Source organism: Micromonospora vulcania (assembly GCF_042658605.1).
Lineage (GTDB): Bacteria > Actinomycetota > Actinomycetes > Mycobacteriales > Micromonosporaceae > Micromonospora > Micromonospora vulcania.
In genome coordinates this window covers 252,815-269,770 of the sequence record NZ_JBHSQS010000004.1, presented here as the reverse complement: position 1 = coordinate 269,770, position 16,956 = coordinate 252,815, and the positions used below count along the sequence as shown (strand labels likewise).

General features: G+C 67.0%; 21 protein-coding genes. 8 read left to right on the top strand and 13 right to left on the bottom strand.

Translation table 11 applies throughout. The annotated features are described in order from the left end of the window. Positions 1–131: 131 nt before the first annotated feature. The 4 genes from ACFQGL_RS08245 to ACFQGL_RS08230 form a co-directional block, all read right to left on the bottom strand. Positions 132–413, bottom strand: a complete 282-nt coding sequence (locus ACFQGL_RS08245; protein ID WP_377507840.1) for a hypothetical protein — start codon at positions 411–413, stop codon at positions 132–134. A gap of 176 nt (positions 414–589) precedes the next feature. Continuing rightward, positions 590–1,516 (bottom strand): Rossmann-fold NAD(P)-binding domain-containing protein, encoded by a 927-nt coding sequence (locus tag ACFQGL_RS08240; RefSeq protein WP_377507837.1) that lies wholly within the window; start codon positions 1,514–1,516, stop codon positions 590–592. A 176-nt stretch (positions 1,517–1,692) separates the two neighbouring features. Further along, the gene (locus ACFQGL_RS08235; protein WP_377507834.1) at positions 1,693–2,160 is read right to left on the bottom strand and encodes a nuclear transport factor 2 family protein; all 468 of its coding nucleotides are present in this window, start codon (positions 2,158–2,160) and stop codon (positions 1,693–1,695) included. 29 nt (positions 2,161–2,189) lie between these two features. Beyond that, complete coding sequence (locus ACFQGL_RS08230) at positions 2,190–3,413, bottom strand: epoxide hydrolase family protein (RefSeq protein WP_377507832.1); 1,224 nt, start codon at positions 3,411–3,413, stop codon at positions 2,190–2,192. Between the two features lie 734 nt (positions 3,414–4,147). Here ACFQGL_RS08230 and ACFQGL_RS08225 point away from each other — a divergent pair. From ACFQGL_RS08225 to ACFQGL_RS08210, 4 genes are all read left to right on the top strand, one after another. Further along, complete coding sequence (locus tag ACFQGL_RS08225) at positions 4,148–4,606, top strand: nuclear transport factor 2 family protein (protein WP_377507829.1); 459 nt, start codon at positions 4,148–4,150, stop codon at positions 4,604–4,606. Between the two features lie 32 nt (positions 4,607–4,638). After that, on the top strand, positions 4,639–5,874 hold the full coding sequence (locus tag ACFQGL_RS08220; RefSeq protein ID WP_377507826.1) for an epoxide hydrolase family protein: 1,236 nt from the start codon (positions 4,639–4,641) through the stop codon (positions 5,872–5,874). A gap of 119 nt (positions 5,875–5,993) precedes the next feature. Beyond that, positions 5,994–7,457, top strand: coding sequence for an MFS transporter (locus tag ACFQGL_RS08215; protein WP_377507823.1), 1,464 nt, complete (start codon positions 5,994–5,996; stop codon positions 7,455–7,457). 31 nt (positions 7,458–7,488) lie between these two features. Beyond that, the gene (locus tag ACFQGL_RS08210; protein ID WP_377508390.1) at positions 7,489–7,773 is read left to right on the top strand and encodes a nuclear transport factor 2 family protein; all 285 of its coding nucleotides are present in this window, start codon (positions 7,489–7,491) and stop codon (positions 7,771–7,773) included. Between the two features lie 9 nt (positions 7,774–7,782). On the opposite strand, the gene ACFQGL_RS08205 is transcribed toward ACFQGL_RS08210, so the two are convergent. Then, positions 7,783–8,400 (bottom strand): NAD(P)-dependent oxidoreductase, encoded by a 618-nt coding sequence (locus ACFQGL_RS08205; protein ID WP_377507821.1) that lies wholly within the window; start codon positions 8,398–8,400, stop codon positions 7,783–7,785. A 101-nt stretch (positions 8,401–8,501) separates the two neighbouring features. On the opposite strand from ACFQGL_RS08205, the gene ACFQGL_RS08200 reads away from it, so the two are divergent. Then, a complete protein-coding gene (locus ACFQGL_RS08200) occupies positions 8,502–9,104 on the top strand; it encodes a TetR/AcrR family transcriptional regulator (RefSeq protein ID WP_377507818.1) in 603 nt (200 codons plus the stop codon). Positions 9,105–9,129: 25 nt separating this feature from the next. On the opposite strand, the gene ACFQGL_RS08195 is transcribed toward ACFQGL_RS08200, so the two are convergent. From ACFQGL_RS08195 to ACFQGL_RS08185, 3 genes are all read right to left on the bottom strand, one after another. Further along, positions 9,130–9,384, bottom strand: a complete 255-nt coding sequence (locus tag ACFQGL_RS08195) for a hypothetical protein (protein WP_377507815.1) — start codon at positions 9,382–9,384, stop codon at positions 9,130–9,132. 129 nt (positions 9,385–9,513) lie between these two features. Next, positions 9,514–10,368, bottom strand: a complete 855-nt coding sequence (locus ACFQGL_RS08190; RefSeq protein ID WP_377507812.1) for a PhzF family phenazine biosynthesis protein — start codon at positions 10,366–10,368, stop codon at positions 9,514–9,516. Between the two features lie 60 nt (positions 10,369–10,428). Beyond that, positions 10,429–10,977, bottom strand: coding sequence for an RNA polymerase sigma factor (locus tag ACFQGL_RS08185; RefSeq protein ID WP_377507809.1), 549 nt, complete (start codon positions 10,975–10,977; stop codon positions 10,429–10,431). A 29-nt stretch (positions 10,978–11,006) separates the two neighbouring features. Between ACFQGL_RS08185 and ACFQGL_RS08180 the strand changes: the two genes are divergently transcribed. After that, a complete protein-coding gene (locus ACFQGL_RS08180; RefSeq protein WP_377508387.1) occupies positions 11,007–12,470 on the top strand; it encodes a serine/threonine-protein kinase in 1,464 nt (487 codons plus the stop codon). Here ACFQGL_RS08180 and ACFQGL_RS08175 read toward each other — a convergent pair. After that, positions 12,461–12,832, bottom strand: coding sequence for a hypothetical protein (locus ACFQGL_RS08175; protein ID WP_377507806.1), 372 nt, complete (start codon positions 12,830–12,832; stop codon positions 12,461–12,463). The two genes, ACFQGL_RS08180 and ACFQGL_RS08175, sit on opposite strands and share 10 nt — an antisense overlap. A gap of 502 nt (positions 12,833–13,334) precedes the next feature. Next, positions 13,335–13,982 (bottom strand): TetR/AcrR family transcriptional regulator, encoded by a 648-nt coding sequence (locus ACFQGL_RS08170; RefSeq protein WP_377507803.1) that lies wholly within the window; start codon positions 13,980–13,982, stop codon positions 13,335–13,337. Between the two features lie 50 nt (positions 13,983–14,032). On the opposite strand from ACFQGL_RS08170, the gene ACFQGL_RS08165 reads away from it, so the two are divergent. Together ACFQGL_RS08165 and ACFQGL_RS08160 are read left to right on the top strand one after the other, a co-directional pair. Then, a complete protein-coding gene (locus ACFQGL_RS08165; RefSeq protein WP_377507800.1) occupies positions 14,033–14,962 on the top strand; it encodes an NADP-dependent oxidoreductase in 930 nt (309 codons plus the stop codon). Positions 14,963–15,281: 319 nt separating this feature from the next. After that, positions 15,282–15,770: a hypothetical protein gene (locus ACFQGL_RS08160; RefSeq protein ID WP_377507797.1), complete on the top strand. Its 489-nt coding sequence runs from the start codon at positions 15,282–15,284 to the stop codon at positions 15,768–15,770. A 234-nt stretch (positions 15,771–16,004) separates the two neighbouring features. Here the strand turns inward: ACFQGL_RS08160 and ACFQGL_RS08155 are convergent, their stop codons facing one another. The 3 genes from ACFQGL_RS08155 to ACFQGL_RS08145 form a co-directional block, all read right to left on the bottom strand. Next, positions 16,005–16,178 carry a hypothetical protein gene (locus ACFQGL_RS08155; RefSeq protein WP_377507794.1) on the bottom strand — a complete coding sequence of 58 codons (174 nt, stop codon included), beginning with the start codon at positions 16,176–16,178 and terminating at the stop codon, positions 16,005–16,007. Then, complete coding sequence (locus ACFQGL_RS08150; protein ID WP_377507791.1) at positions 16,175–16,393, bottom strand: hypothetical protein; 219 nt, start codon at positions 16,391–16,393, stop codon at positions 16,175–16,177. Before ACFQGL_RS08150 ends, ACFQGL_RS08155 begins: the two co-directional genes overlap by 4 nt. Positions 16,394–16,562: 169 nt before the next feature. Further along, a complete protein-coding gene (locus ACFQGL_RS08145) occupies positions 16,563–16,769 on the bottom strand; it encodes a hypothetical protein (RefSeq protein ID WP_377507788.1) in 207 nt (68 codons plus the stop codon). Between the last annotated feature and the right edge of the window lie 187 nt (positions 16,770–16,956).

The window sequence follows — 16,956 nt, the reverse complement described above, 5'->3', positions numbered from 1 at the left end:
ATCATGCCCAGGAGAAGTGGCTCCGACGCTGGTATGGAGGATTTTCAGGCGAGCGGACGACCGGCAGGTCCACCAAGGAGGGCCGTGGCGTGATCATGCGCGCCGGCACGGACTGCGCCGCCTGGCCATGCTCAGGCGTCGGCGATAATCTCGCGGAGCTCAGGCGAGCGCACCTCGAAGATATCGAACACGCCCACGGCGGTAAGCGCGGGCGTGAGAGCCCGCAACTGTGCGACCACCTCGTCGTACGCGGGCGTGCCCGATTCAAGCTCCGACAGGTTCTTGGCATTGGAAATGAAGGCGCCGATCGTGCCCTTACGAACTGGAACACCGCCATTCATGACAGTTACATCGGCGTTGTCCGGCAGTACGTCTTCCGGGCGTACAACCTTGCTCTTTTCGCTGTTGCTCATTGTATTGGGCTCTCCGGATGTCGCTGGTTTACGCGGCGGACTACGTAAACCAGGCTAACCTCCAGCCGCCGCGCGTCCCGCATGATCCGCACCACTCGCTCGCCCCGCTGGACGAGCATGAATACCCACAGGTCTCGATATTGCCGAAACTCTGGCACCGGCTCGGGCCGGGCCTCTCAATCGCGATGGGTCGCGAGGGCCCGGTCCAGTAGCGCCTCAGATTCCGCCAGGAAGCGCTGCGCGTACTTCAGGTCGAATCCCCGAGACGGCCGGATCGGGGTGCCTTTCCTGCCGAACAGGTCACCGCTGCGGCCCTGAAGGCTCGGAGTGAACAGTAGCGGCACCATGTGGCGGGCATAGGATCGCGCGGACGGCGCGAGGAGACCAATGAGGGCTTCCACAACCCTGTGCGTCGCGCTGCCCTCGCCCAACACGTTGGCTCGGATTCCAGTCCTGATAACCCCTGGAGCAAGCCCGAAGAACGCCAGTCCCGGGAAGCGGCCCTGCCCCGCGATCACCAGTGCCTCGTTGCCGGCGAGCGTGTTGCCGTGTGCCCGCATGGCGCCGTAGTGGCGTTCAGAGTTCAGATCATCGACCGTGCCGACCTCACCCCAACCGGGCGAGCCCATAACGAACACCCGCGGCTGGATTGAGTCGTCGGCTCTGGCGGACCCGAGCCGGCCCGAGAGTTCCCGCAGCATGGCCAGGCGGCTGAGGTAGCTGACGGCCAGGTCCCGCTCAACGCCCTCGGCGGTCACCTCGCGCTGCTTGGCGGCGAAGATTCCGTTGGTGAACAACAGGATTTCGCAGTCCTCCACCGGAAGTTTCTGCCCGACCGCAACGGCCCCTCGCATGGTGGTGAGGTCCGCCTGGACGAACGACAGTCGATCGCTGGGGGCGTCTCGAAAGGTCCGACCGACCACCGTGACGCTCGCGCCACGGCCCAGCGCCTCTGCGGCGATGGCACGGCCCAGCCCATTCGTGCCCCCGACCACCACAACCCGGCGCCCGGTCAGGTCGAGTCGCTCGACCGGCTCGCACTGCACCTGGACGTCGCGGTTACGTCTGGGTGGCCGCATCGCGCCCGATCGGGGCGCAGGCACCGAACCCTCGCTGGACTTGTTGATGACGACTCCTCCCCAAGGCATTGGCTCGGCCGCCGAGGCGACCGAGCCACAACCTTACTGAGGCGGTTTGACGACGCGGTTTCGGATGCGCGGCTCGACGTGGGCTGGCAGATGGCAGCACGGGTCGTCGTCGGACCATCGCGGCAGGCGAGTTAGTACGTGAAATCGAGGCGCAGGCGAGTCTGCGTGAGCTCACTGATGTACCACGAGCCGTCGACCTTCACGAACTTCGCGTGGTAGTGGCCGAACCCGTGCATGCCCTTGGGCAGCGGTCCGTCCGGTCCGTCCGCCATGCCCTCGCGCTCGACGCGGCTGACCAGGTCCTCCATCGCCCAGGTGCCACGCGCGGTGGTCTCCGACTCCACATCGATCTCGTCGGAGAAGATGTGGTGGATCAGCACGTCGCCGGGCATGTTGCGGCCGCCGATGGACTTGGCGATTCCCTCGCGGCCCTCCATGCGCATCCACATCGACCCGTCGGGCTTGTACGGAGTGAACGTGCCGTCTGGGGTGAAGAGCGCGCCCAGGTCCTCGAAGCGGTGGTGATCGGCGCTGTAGACGTAGCGCGCCATCACCCGACGAAGATCCTCGATGATGGTCAGGCGTTCAAGGTCGTTCATGGGGGTCTTCCTCCTGGTGGCGATAGGGGTCAGCGAAGCTTGCGGAACGAGGCGCGCAGGTCGTGGATCCAGAAGTCGGGGTTCTCGTACGGGCCGAAGTGGCCGCCCTCCTTGTGGACGTAGAAGTCACGCACGTCGGCATAGAACCTCCCGCCGCCGGCCTTGAAGATGTCGATGCGCTCCTCGGCCGTGTCGACGCCGGGGAAGGCGTCGCCCAACTGCATGGTGAAGCTGGCCGGGGCCTGGACGTAGGTCTTGTCGTTGACCGGCGTCGGCGGGTAGAGGCTGGCGTTCTTGTAGGCGCGGATCGAGGACCCGATGGACTGGGTGACCCAGTAGATGGTGGCGAAGGTGAGGATGTCGTCGACGGGCCAGTTGGCGACGAAGTCGCCGTTGCGGTCGCTCCACTTCTTCCACCGCCGCAGGATCCAGGCCAACATGCCGATCGGCGAGTCGTTCAGGCCGTGCGTGATGGTCTGGCCGTCGAGCAGGTGCGCGGCCACGTGCGAGACGTAGGTCTCGTGGAACTTCAGGGTCCGGGCCCGCACGTCGTCGGGAAGCTCCTCGGTCCTTTGCCCACCGGTCAGGTCCCAGTAGCGGTCCCCCTGGAACATCGCCGGCGGCATGTCCTTGGCGAGGTGGATGCCGTAGAGGGAGTCGACGTACTTGTGGCCGAGACGCGCGGCGACGAGGGCGCCGTAGTCGGCGGCGCCGACGCCGTACTTCTGGTAACCGAGCACGTCGGTCATCAGCGTCTGCATACGGTCGGCCATGCTCGCGTAGTTCTCCCTGGGGTTGGTCAGGGGCGTCGAGAAGCCGAAACCAGGCAGGGAGGGCACGATCACGTCGAAGGCGTCGGCCGGATCCCCGCCGTAGGCGGCCGGATCGGTGAGCGGGCCGATGACTTTGAACCAGTGGTAGTAGGTCCACGGCCAGCCGTGCATCAGCAGCAGCGGAATCGGAGCGGGGCCCTTACCGCGCTCGTGGATGAAGTGCACGGGACTGCCGTCGACGTCCAGACGGTGCTGGTTGTAGACGTTGAGCTTCGCCTCGGCGGCACGCCAGTCGAACCCGTCGGCCCAGTACTCCACGATGGGCTTCAGGTAGGCGGTGCTCAGGCCGTAGGTCTCGTCCTCGTTCTCGGGGTCGGCCGCGAAACGGGTCGCCTTCAGTCGGGCATGCAGGTCGTTCAGGACGTCCTGCTCCACGTTGACGTGAAACGGTGCGAGTGCATCGCGAAATTCGGTACTCACAGTCTTCTTCCTTCGAAGAGCCGTCTTGGCCGCCGGGTGCGGTGACGGACTGGTCGTGAGGTCAGAGCCGCGTCGTCCAAGCTGGCTTCTGGACCTGCCGGTCCACCCATTGTGAGCCGGCTTTTTTGGACCGACAAGTCCAAAGCAATTGCCCGCGAGGGGCCCTGGCCGGGTCGCCGAACGACACCGAGCGAGTTGTACGCGAGGCCACGGGCCCATCCGCCTCCGTACAGCCGGGAGCCGTCCCGCAAGGGCCCATGATGCGGCCAGATCGCCTCCCGGCGACACCACCGGCCTACCCGGGCCGGCAGCCTGAACACGCCCAGACCTCCTCGGGTGCGACCTCAGTCCACCTGACGCCGCAGCACCGCTTCTCACACGAGCTTACGGGGATAAGCGGCCTGATTCGTGGCATATCAACACGGTGGCTTGCCGCCGAGAACGGCTCCGGCGTCAGCTCGCCGGCAGGAGTGAACTAGGGGTTCGGCGGTGATCGGCGACACCGTCCTCTGGACTTGCCGGTCCAATTATCGGGACGCACGATGGGTGGACCAGACAGTCCAGGAGAACGGGCCGGACCCAAATTCGCGACGACTGTTGACGTATTTGATCGATCGGCCGAATCGATCTGAACAGCTGACAGCCCAGCACCTGCCGGCCCGGCCTGACACTGCCGGCCGCGCCGCCCACCGCGGCGGACGGATTCCACATTCACACACAGGGGATGGCAAATCATGGATGCCGTTGAGCGTCTGAGCATTACCGAGGAATTGCGTCGTGTGATGGCCCGCTACGTCTACAGCGCGGATCATCACCGTTGGCAGGATCTGGCCGGCCTGTTCACGCCGGACGGCACTTTCACCCCGCACAAGCCGGATGGTTCGGTCTGGCTGCGGATGGAGGGCCGCAAGGAGATCGCGCGGATCATCGGGTCCAGCGGTGGGCCCGACGACGTCCTGATCCACCACCTCTTCTCGGACGAGATCGACGTCGAGTCGGAGACCACCGCGCGTGGCACCTGGGCGATGGAGGACATCGTCACCCGGCCCGAGGACGCCGAGGTGAACGACGAATTCCCCTTCAAGAGCATGCACGGCTTCGGCCATTACCACGCACGGTTCGTCAAGGTCGACGGCTCCTGGTACATCGCGGAGCTGAAGCAGACCCGGCTGCGCCTGGACTTTACCTACTAATCCTCAACTACCACCAGAAAGGCAATCCTGTCATGGCTGGAAACAGCAAGGCCGATTCGCTGGCACCCTACAAGATCAACGTCCCGCAGGACGTTCTGGACGACCTCAAGAGTCGCCTGAAGAACACGCGCTTCTTCGATGACCTGGACAACGAGACCGAGTACTACGGGGTGAGCACCGCCTACCTCAAGCCCCTCGTCGAGTACTGGGCTGACGGTTTCGACTGGCGTGCACAGGAGAAGCGGCTCAACTCGTACAACCAGCACAAGGTGGAGATCGACAACGCGCCGGTGCACTTCGTCTACGAGCACGGCAAGGGCCCGAACCCGATCCCGATCATCGTCCTGCACGGCTGGCCGTGGCCGGGCGAGTTCAGCCTCCCGGTCGTCGGCCCGCTGACCGACCCCGCGAAGTACGGCGGCGACGCGGCCGACTCGTTCGACGTCGTCGTGCCGAACCTGCCCGGTTTCGCCTGGTCCACCCCCCTGGCCCGGGGCGACCTGAACTATTGGAAGATCGCTGACATCCTGCACAAGCTCATGACCGAGACACTCGGTTACGAGAAGTACGCCGTGGCGGGCTCCGACTACGGCGCGCTGATCGCGAGCGCGCTCGGCCACAAGTACGCCGACAGCATCATCGCCATGCAGTACGGCCAGGACCTGCCCCCGGGCATGTTCTCCAACGAGCGATTCTGGGATGTAACCGACGGGTGGCATATTCCGGAGGATGCCTCGCCGAAGCTGCGGGCGGGCATGGAGAACTTCGTCACGACCTACGTCTCCCACGTCACCGCCCACATGCTGGACGGCTCGACCATCACCCACGGCCTGAACGACTCGCCGATCGGCATGCTCGCCTGGCTGCTGCAGCGGTGGCGGAAGTGGAGCGACAAGAACGCCAACTTCGACGAGAACTTCTCCCGCGACTTCATCCTCACCCAGGCCACCACCTTCTGGGTGACGCAGTCCATCGGCACCTCGATCCGGATGTACCGCAACGCGGTGCGCTACCCGTGGGTGCCCTCGCACGACCGTCAGCCGACGGTCGAGCCGCCGGCCGGCTTCACGTTCCTGCTCGGCGACGCCTACCCGCCCGGCGCCACCACCCCCGAAGAGCGCATCGCCGCCTTCGAGAACGGCCCCACCTACGACACGTTCAACGTGGACAACGTCAACGTCCACCAGAAGGGCGGGCACTTCGTCCACTACGAGAACCCCGAGGGGTTCGCGAGCGACGTCCGCAACACCTTCCGCAAGTTCCGCTGACCCCGGGCGCAGGCCCTGCTCCGGCTCCGAGCCGAGCAGGGCCCCTGCCCGCGACTCCGTCCGCATCCCTGCCAATTCATGGACTCCGCATGTGCATGTGGGGCCCGTTTGGACTCCTCATGTCATCTGCCACCACCCGAACCCACAACCGTCAACTCGCCCTGGCCTTCATCTCGACCGCCCAACTGGTCGTGATCTTCAACGCCGCGGTCCTGAACGTCGCCCTACCCTCCGCGCAAGCCGATCTGCACATCAGCGATGGCAACCGGCAATGGGTGATCACGTCGTACACCCTGGTCTTTGGGGGTTTGTTGCTGTTGGGTGGTCGCCTGGGCGACCTACTGGGCCGCAAACGGGTCTTCATCATCGGTCTCGTCGGCTTCGTGGTGGCGTCGGCCCTGGGCGGCCTCGCACCCACGACCGGGATTCTGCTCGCGGCCCGAGCCCTGCAGGGTGTCTTCGGTGCGCTGCTCGCCCCCGCGGTCCTGTCGCTGATCTCGCTGTCTTTCCCCGACGGCAAGGAACGCGCCAAAGCCTTCGGGGTGTACGCCGCCATCGTCACCTCCGGCAGCGCGATCGGCCTGCTGGCGGGCGGCCTGCTGACCGAATACCTCAACTGGCGCTGGGCGCTGCTCGTCAGCATCCCCCTCGGCATCATCCCCATTATCGGGGCGGTGCTGTTCGTGCGGGACGAGAGCGAGCCCGACCGCACCAAACGCCTGGACATCCCGGGCGCCATCCTGGCCACGCTCGGTCTCGGCTCGCTCGTCTACGGCTTCACTCTTGCCCAGAGCCACGGCTGGAGCAACCGCACCACGCTGGGGTCGTTCGTCCTGGCCGTGGTGCTCCTGACCGCCTTCATCATGCTGCAGGCCCGGGTCCGCGACCCCCTGCTGCCCCTACGAATCCTCAAGGAACGCAACCGGGCGGGCGCCTACCTCTCCGCCGCTCTGGGACTGCTCGCCCTCTTCGGCGTCTCCCTGTTCCTGACCTTCTACCTGCAGACCGTCAAGGACTACTCGCCAGCACGCACCGGTGTCGCCTTCCTGCCGCTGGCCATCGCACAGGTCATCGGCTCGTCCCAGGTCGGGGCGCGGCTCCTGACCCGCCTGCGCCCCGGGACGATCATGGCTGGTGGATACCTCGGCGCCGCTGTCTCCGTCCTGCTGCTGCTCCTGCTCGACGTCGACACGTCGTTCAGCCCGGTGCTGCTCATCGCCGAGATCGGCATCGGCCTGTTCCTGGGCACCGCGCTGATGCCGGCCACCAGCCTGGCCGCCTACCGCGTCGGCGCGGAGGACGCCGGCGTGGCCTCAGCGATGATCAATATCTCGACCCAGGTGGGCGGCTCCATCGGCACCGCCCTGCTCAACACCCTCGCCACCAGCGCCACCGTCGCCTACCTCGCCACCCACCAGGACGCCCAGCGCAACGCCGCACTCGTGCACGGCTACCACACCGCGTACCTGTGGGCCGCGGGTTCGCTCCTCCTGGCCGTCGTGGTCACCCTGGCACTGGTGAACGCTCCACGCCCCAACATGAACGTCAGTTCCCCGCCTCCCGAGGGAAAGGCCGTCCTCTGACGGCCCGACGAGGCCATGGGCCCCCGAGGACATCGTCTTTCAGAACTACGGCGACCCGGAACTGCACGGCCACGCCAACCTCGTCACCATGTGGTCGAACGTCTTCGGGCACTTCGCGCAGGTCAAGTTCGAGACGCTCAACCAGGCCGTCAACAGCGACCTGGTCATCGCCGAGCAGATCCACGGGCTCGGGCTGGCCGGCGGAAAGCTCGCTCCGATCAAGAACCTCGCGGTGTACGAGATCCGGGACGGCAAGATGGCCGCTTGGCGCGACTACACCAACCCGGAGTACGCCCGCCAGCTGCTCGGCGCCTGACCGCGGGGTTCATACCGCGATCCTCGGGGCTTGGTGGGTGTGGGCCGGCGCCGTGGCTTCGCGGAGCAGGAAATCGGCCAGGTCGGCGCGCGATATTTTGGAGGTGAGCCGAATCTTCAGGTCCGTTCCTGCATGGTACCGGCCGGTGTGCGGCTTCTTCGTCAACGCGGGCGGACGGACGATGGTCCAATCCACGTCGGAGGAGCGGATGAGTTTCTCCATCTCGTCCTTGTCACGCATCTTGTCGCCGAGCATCGCCCGCAGAGAGCGCGCGTAGAACGAGCCGTCGTTGCTCTCGGCCGCGCCGTGGGCGCTCACCACGACCAGCCGTCGCACCCCGGTCCGGTTCATCGCCAGGAGGATCGAGCGGACGCCGTCGGTGCACACGGTCACCGGCCCTCGAGCGTTGGTGCCCAGCGTGCTGACGACCGCGTCGCAGCCGTCCATCGCCTCTTGGACCAGCCTGACGTCGTTGAGGTCCGGCACGACGGCGATCTGTAGGTCGGATTGGGCCTGCAGCGCGTCCGTTCGGCGTACCACCGCGGTGACGTGGTGTCCCGCGGCGAGCCCCTGCCGGACGGTTTCCCGCCCAGTTCCGCCACTGGCTCCGAAGACAACTATTTTCACGGTTACTCTCCACCTACATCTTCGAGACAACTTGCCTCAGAAGGTGAGGGTGGCATCGCCGCCCCTCTGAGTCAAGTTGTCTCAAAGAGTAGAATGCTGTGATGAGCAACTCGACCGACCCCCGCGTCGCACGCAGTCGAGACGCGATTTTGATCGCCGCCCGGTCGCTGCTGCTCAATGAAGGCCCCACCGCGGTCACCCACCAACGCGTCGCCCAACAGGCGGGCGTCGGCCGTGCCACGGTCTACCGACACTGGCCGCAAGCCGAGCAGTTGGTTCTGGATGTCATGGGTGAGGTCGACCTGCCGTACTTCAACGAACCGGAGACTCCGGTCCGCCCATGGCTGCATGGCCAACTCCGCGAACTCGCCAACCAACTGACCATCCCCCAGGTCGCCGCCTTCACCCTCAATCTGATCCTCGGCGCCGTGTGGGACCCAAACGTCGCGCAACGGCGCGACCACTGCCTCAACACCCTCAACGACAGGCTCGCGGTGGCACTGACCCTTGCCGTGGAAAACGGCGAACTCGAGATGTCAGCCGATCCGTCCGTGCTCTCGGCGGTGCTGGTCGGGCCAATCATCTACCGCACCGCCCTGCAAAACCGGGACGCTTCTGACCACCTCATCAGCCAGCTTCTCGAGACCGTGGGAGAGTGGCACGGCAACCCTGATGGGATCACCCACCTCAATCAATCCCAATAGCTTCGGCGGCAATGAGGCGAGCGAGTTATCCCTCCGCAGCGGGTCGGTTGTGCACCACCAACTCGTCGATCTCCAACCGGCCGACGCGCAACTCCCGCACGACCGCCCGGCGGATAGCCAGCCGCCCGATGACCAACGCCCCGACAGCCACAGCCCCGACAGCGAGCGCCCCCACAGCGAGGGCGCCCAGCGACGCCGCCCCCACAGCCCGCGCGCCTGTAGCCACCGCGCCATCGGCGCGCGTCCCGGTCAACCGCATCAGGCGCACCTCTCGCTTCATCCCCCCATTGTCCGCGTACTGCCGGCCGCCCGCTTCCCAGAGCTCCGGATATGCTCCCCCAATGCCGGGCCCGCGACCCTGGCGTCGCGCCGGACGCGGACGCCCACGACCGAGGCGTGCAGGACCTGGTCAACGGACAGTGGCCATTCCGCCGACCCTGGCGGAGATGCCGTCCGCGGTGGGGGTGGCGGTGGCGAAGACCAAGGAGGGGCGGCCTGCGGTGTGCCCTTGCTCGACTTCGATGCCGCTGTGGCCATGGGTCGCGAACAGGTGTGCGGCGAGGCATCCTGTGCTGTTGGCGTTGACGACGTCCTCGCCGACTCCGATCGCCGGTGCGAACATCCGTGCGGTCGCCGCGTTGCGGGTCGGGGAGAGCGTGTAGACGAAGCAGCCGAGATAGCCGAGACGGCGGCATTCGGCTGCGAGTCGACGTGGGTCAGGCCGTATCGAGAGCAGGGTCGGCACCGTTCTGACCGGTACGAGCAGGCGCGGTGTTCCCGGTGAGGCGACACACGGGACGTCGTCGGTGGCCATGTCGTTCGATCTGATGTTCAGGGCGGCGAGGATGCTGTCGAGTCCCGCGGCAGGGCAGCCCTGAAGCTCCACCGGGCCCTGGTCGAACCAGACCTCGATGCCGTCGTCGCGCTGGATAGCGGTTGTGTCGAAGGTGCGGCCACCGGTCCGCTGACGTAAGCGATGTTCCTTGATCCGGCGACGGTGTAACAGGACCGCCTGGGCGGCGATCGTGCCGTGCCCGCAGTTGGTGAGCTCACCGTGTGCGGTGAAGAACCGCACCGTGGGCGTGGTTCCCACGTCGGCGTCGACGAACGCCGCGTGCGAGGTGCCGACCCGCTGGACGATCGCGCGCCGAGCGCTGTCGCTGAGCGTGCCGTCATCGATCAGTACGGCGGTAGGACTGCCACCTTCCCGGCGGCGGGTGCAGGCGTCGACGATCGTCACGTCGTGGCCGTCGTTGCCGGTCATGTCGGGGTTTCCGCTGCCCGGCAACCGGTGCACAGGCGAGTAGGCGCGGATCGCGGCAGGTCAGGCGGCCTGTAGCGAGGCGCGTACGTGTCGGCGGGCGTCGTGGATGCGCGACTTCAGGGTGCCCACCGGAATGGCGAGGTGATCGGCGACCTCGTCGTAGGTCAACTGGCACAGGTCACGCAGTACCAGCGGAGCGACCAGGTCGGGGCGGTGTGCCTCCAGTCGCTCCAGCGCGTCCAGCAGGTCGAGCCGGGAACCCGCGATCACGCTCGTGGTGCGCGGGTCGGCGGCATCGAGCGGGAGCAGCGGGGTGGGCTGCTCGTCGGCCCGGCGCTTGAGGCTGCGGTACGTCTGCCGGGCGCAGTTGGCCGTGACGACGTACAACCAGGTGGAGAACCTCGACCGGCCGGCGAAGCTGCCGATGTTGCGGGCGACCTGCAGCAGGGCGTCCTGGCACGCCTCTTCGGCGTCCTGCCGGCACGGGAGGAAGCGCAGGCACTGCCGCAGGACCTGGGGGCTGATCCTGCTCAGCAACGCATCGAGAGCGGCAGCGTCGCCCGTGGCGGCGCGACCGGCGAGCTCCTCGGTGTCGAGATCGTCTGACATGCTCAGGCCCCCCGGGTCCCTTGTATCTGGTGGCTCATAATACGGCCGTGTCAGTACCAGACAAGATCGGCCGGTATCGCGTACTGCGGCGTATCGGGTCCGGAGCGTTCGCCACGGTGTGGCTCGGCGCCGACGATGATCTCGACGCGTCCGTCGCGATCAAGGTGCTGGCGGACAACTGGTCGTACCACCCGGATCTGCGGGAGCGGTTCGAGCAGGAGGCACGGATCATGCGGCGGGCCGATTCCAGTCTGCTCGTCCGTGTCCTCGACGTCGGTGAGCTGCCCGACGGGCGGCCATATCTGGTGATGCCGTACGCCGCCGGTGGCACCCTCGCGGATCGCCTCACCTCGGGCCCGATGCCGGTACGCGAGGCCCTGCTCGTCGCGGCCGACATCGCCGGCGCCGTCGCGGTGCTGCACGAGGCGGGCGTGCTGCACCGTGACCTCAAGCCGTCCAACGTGCTGTTTCAACCGACCCCGGGCCGTGATCGGGTGCTCGTCGCGGATCTCGGCCTGGCCAAGGCTCTCGCGAACGCGTCTGGCTTCACGATCGCCGCTGGCACACCCGGCTACATGCCGCCCGAGCAGACCACACCCGGCGGCGGCCTGGACATCCGCGCCGACGTGTACGCGATCGGCGCGACCATGTACCACATGTTGACCGGTCACCCGCCGGAGCAGGCAAGGCCGGTTGCCAGCCGTTCCGGCAGGGCCGCGCGGTCGGCACCTCGGCCGTCCCAGGTGCGGCCCGGCATTCTGCCCGCTGTGGATGACGTGGTGCGACGTGCGTTGCATCCTGAACCGCGGCAACGCTGGGCGTCCGCCGAGGCCATGATCGAGGAACTGCACCGGGTCATCGCCTTGATGGAACGGGACACGAGCCGTGGCCGCGTCGTGCAGTGGCTGGGACGGGTCGTCGGCGTCGGGGTCGCATTGACCGCTGTCTTGGCGACGACGGGTTCCAGTCCCACCTCGCCGGCCCGATCGGGCTGGGTACGCGTACAGGATGCCTTTGGCGTTCTTTCGATCGCGGTGCCGCCGAGCTGGGCCGGCCAGCTGAAGGACGCCGGCTGGAACCCTTCGGCGGTGCGGCTGCCCGCTGGCCACGCGCCGGGTCTCGTGGTCGCCCCCGACCTTGCGGTCTGGTCGGATCCGGCGACCGCGGTTCCCGGTGTGTTCGTCGGTGCGAGCAAGGCATTGCTTGCCAGCGGGCCGGCGCCCGCGTTGCCCGGCCACACCTCGTGCGTCCAGCAGCCCGACCGCACCGTGGACGTGGGCGGCAACTTGGCGCGGGTACGGCGGTGGACATCGTGTGGCGCCTCGGTCTCGTTCAGCGAGGTGGTGCTCGCCGTGCCGCAGCGCAGCTACGGCGTCTACGTGCAGATCAAGCAGGTCGGCGACGCCGACCTGACCGACGAGATCCTGGCCGGCCTGCGGATGTCCAGCTCACTGGCACCGCAGGCCGGCCGTATCGGGTTCGCCTACTCGTAACAGTCCTGGTTCGCGTACTGAAGGGTCAGTGCCTCGACGGTGCCGTTAGCGGTCTCGATGCGGTAGACGGCCTTGTTGTTGCCGGGTGCCTTGACGAAGCCACGACCGTTGGTCGCGTCGCCGTCGGCTGCCTGCCAGGTCGGGTAGATCCGGAGCATGTCGGCGCTGGACATGCCGAGCCGCACGCCCTCGGGCGTCTTGATGCTGCCGTAGGCGTCGATGGTGGCGATTCCCAGAGTCGGGGAGTGCAGGACGACACCCTTGTCGGTCGGGGCGGCGCGCAGGTGTGCCGGCGCGCAGCCCGGCGAGTTGGCATCGAACGCGCCCAGCGCTCCCGTCGCGGTGGCCTGCCGACGAGTCATGCCGAGCTTCAGCGAGCCGAAGCCATTCGGGCCCAGGACGAGCGATGCGGTGGTGGGGGCGCTGGACGACCGGGTGGACGGAGTGGCAGACGCAGACGGCGTGGAAGACGCGGAGGGCGCGGGCGCTCCGGTCGTCTGCGCCGGCGAACCGGCCGGTGCCGCCTCGCCGCTCTGGTGCGCGGGCGACGCGCACGCCGCTACGAGCAGGAGGCAGGAGAAGGAGAGGGTTCCGGCCAAGGGCATTACACGCATCATCGGCTCCGGCGTAACTCGATCGGGTTGCTGTCGTAGGGTTCGATGCGCCCACACGGGATTTTGTTCGCCGTCCTGAGTCGTGAATCTGTCACAGCAGCGCGGAGTCAGGTTATCGGGCGCCACCCGTCGCCTCGACGTGCGCTCGTAGTCCTGGAGTCGGGCCTTCGCGATGGCTGATCGTGACCAGCAGTGCGGCTGTGGCGCCTTGGCCGCCGCCGGCCTGCTCCTGTCACTCGGCCGCCACCGGCTAGCCCACCTGGCTGCGTCCGGATACCGATGCCGGGGGTGCCAGCCGCGCCACGGGCGGGAGCGGCGAGACATCCAGGGAGGCTTGGAATGCCGAGATGGCGAGCGCGGCGAAGCGCCGGGAAGCGGTGACCTGGGTAGTCGGCGAGGTCGCGTGGATACCGCTGTTGGCCATGAGCACGAGGATGACGTCGTCCAGGACAAAGTCGGGGCGTAGGCGGCCCGCTTCCTTGGCGCGACGGGCCAACTCGTCGATAGCTCTGAGCGCGTATTCACGGCGCGCGTCGAAATCAACTGCATTGGGAAAGGTGGAAGTGAGAGCTGCGGTAAAGCCTCGGTCGCGTGCGTGCAGTTCACACATTTTCTCGATCACGAGACAGAAACCGTGCCATGGATCCGGATCCGCAAGGCCCTCGTCGACGACGGCGCGACACGCGTACATCTGTTCTGTGAATGCCTCGGTGACCAGCATCTCCTTGGTCGGAAACCGGCGGTACAGGGTGGCGGGTGCAACCCCGGCGCGTCGGGCGACCTCCCGCATCGGCACGTCCAGACCGTCGACGGCGAAGACCGCGCGGGCGGCCTCGAGGATGCGCTCACGGTTGTCCAGGGCGTCGGAGCGGAGAGTGTGAGACAAACGATCGGTCACGGGTCTCACTTTAGCGAGGCGGACAGCGGCGTGCGTTAGCGTCCGTGTGCATGAGGGCTTTGCAATTTTCGAAGTACGGTCCAGCGAGTGTCCTTGAAGTCTCGGAGGCACCGGAACCCCACGCCGGACCCGGCCAGATCCGGGTGGCGGTCCGGGCCTCGGGCGTCAATCCGGCCGACACGTACGTCCGCGCCGGCCGATTCCAGGACTGGATGCCGCTCCCCCTGCCGCACGTGCCCGGTGTCGACGCTGCCGGCGTGGTGGATGAGGTCGGTGACGGGGTGACCACGGCTCGGGTAGGCGATGAGGTCTTCGGGATCACGGACTACGCCCAGATGGGCGGGGCGAACGCCGAATACGCCGTCCTGGCCGCGTGGGCACCCAAGCCGGCCGCTCTGACCTGGGAAGAGGCCGGCGGCGCGGCGGGCAACATCGAGACGGCCACCCGAGTGCTCGACCGGCTGGGCGTCAAGGACGGCACCACGCTGTTGATCGAGGGCGCGGCCGGCGGCGTCGGTACGACCGCGATCCAGCTCGCGGTCGCTCGCGGCGCGGCCGTCATCGGCACGGCCAGCGAACGCAACCACGAGTTCGTCGCCTCGCTCGGGGCGATCCCGACCACCTACGGCCCCAGCCTGGCCGAGCGGGTCCACGCTCTGGTGCCCGGCGGGGTGGATGTCGTCCTCGACTGTGCCGGCTCTGGTTCTCTACCCGACCTGGTCGGGCTGGTCGCGAGCCCGGACAGGGTGGTGAGCATCGCCGACATCAACGCCACGGCCTACGGCGTGCACCTGTCGCGCGGCTCTGGCCCCGGCGCGGACACACCGGCTCTCGAAGGACTCGCCGCCGCCGGCGAACTCGCCGAGCGGAGTCGTTTCACAGTGCCGGTCGCCGCCGTGTTCTCCCTGCAAGAGGCAGCCGCCGCCCACGAGTTGAGTGAGTCCCGCCACGCGCGAGGCAAGATCGTGCTGAAGCCGTAGGGTGCCCCGCCGAGCCGCTGTCCACCGGACCCGAACACGGGCGCGGCCTAGATCATCCCGCGTCTGTTCCGCAGCGCCTGCGGGCGGGCGACCGGCGTTATGAACTTCGGTGTGGATTCCAGGACCGCGCTGACAGTATGGCTGACCTGCCGGAACAGTCCACCGTTGTACGGACTCGCCCCAGCAGCGTTGCATCTCGGACAATTCGTCCGACAATCCGGCACGATTTGCCAACAGCCTGGCATCAAGCCTCAACCAATTTCTTGCCTCGGCGGTGATCATAGACTACGTCCGTCCGGATGAGCAGGAAGAGTGCGACATGAGATTTGCATTGAGGCGTCGACTACGCCGTATTGCTGCTGGACTGCTGGCTAGCATCGCAGCGGCTGGCGCCCTAGCGGTTTCGTCCGCCGCACCGGCTAGCGCCGACACCTATACGCCATGGGGGTATTTGGTCAACTGGGCAACGAAGCAGTGCCTGGCCACCGACTTCAGCACCAGCGTCTACACCTTTACCGGCTGCAATGGGCCGCAAAAGTGGCGACAGCAGTTTCTCGATGCCTACCCGGGAGACTATATGCTGCAGAACGAGGCGACCGGACGCTGCCTGAAGCAAGTGGACTACTACCGGGTAGTCAGCGCCTCCTGCAATGGAGCCGTAGTCGAGTTCCGGTGGTATTCGTACGACGGCTTCATCCGGAGCGCCAACACCCAGGGCCTCCTGGTCACGGACTTCACCCGCAAGGTGTCTCTATATAATGGGAACACCTGGCCCGATAATCAGTGGTGGGGCTTTCGCTATTCCTGAAAGTTCCACTGGTTCAGCTTCCGTCTCGCCGATCATGAGTCCCGTTCGTTAGACCTGTGTGGCACGAAGAGATTTGACGAACCACCAGTGGGCTGTGCTGGCGCCGCCGCTGCCGGCACAGCCTGTTCGGGGTAACCAGTGGCGGGATCACTGGCAGGTCATCAACGCGGACGGCTGCTACGCCTTGTGCCGCCGCAGCGACTCGTTCGCCCCCACGAAGCTGTACTGCTGGCATCAGACGAGGCGCTGTATCCGGACCTTGGGGCGCTCGTTTTTCAGGTGGCCGTGCTTGTGCTGGCGGACCTGCTCGTTCCAGACCTCCTGGTCGTAGTCCGTGTCCGGTGGGATCCACTTGTGCGAGCCGTCGTTGTAGTGGAACTTCTCGTCACCCGGCCGCAGGATGCTCACCGAAGCCAGCCGAGGAAGCGTCTGTGCAGCGCACCCGCCGGCACCCAGGTCAGGTCCTCGGTGACCCGTACCAGCTGGGCACCTAGGTCGAGAGCCAGGGGGATCGGAGCGTCGTCGAACTCGGCGCGTAGCTCGCGCTGCCGCGTGCGGCAGGGCCAGGGCGCATCGCAGCCGCCGCAGCTCCAGATCGGCAGCACCGGGCCGCGCGTGGTCATGCGCGGCCTCCGAGCAGCGCCGCCGGCACCGACCCGGCCTGCCGGCTGGTCGCCCAGTCCACCTGCCGGGGGTACGGCGTGAGCCGCGACCACCACGCCCGACAGCCAACGCATTGGCCGTCTTCCCCGGGCCGATGTACGACCAGGGTTTGCCGCTCGGCCTCGTTGCTCACTGCTCCGCCTCGGCTGGCCAGTGCCCCCGGTTGATGGGGATGCGGTGTCGGCTGCGACAGGGCAGCTCGGCCCCACAGCGGCAGATCCAGCTCCACTTCCGCCACAACCACGCCGGGCGGTGTCGCCGTGCCAGGGTCATCGCGACGGCGATCAGGTACTGGTCGTAGGTCACCCGTCGCCATGGTGGTGTCCTGTCCCGCATCAGCGGCTCCCTCCACCGGGCAGCACTCCGTGGCCGACCCCGAAACGACGGGACCGGATCTGGAACGTTCGGTAACTGCGACGCTACGATCACGACGACGGCGGTTGGACTCACCCGCAGTACGAGTGAGCAGGCCAGATGAGCTACCGCAGCACTGGTTGCACGGCGGAACGTCGACCACGGGTCA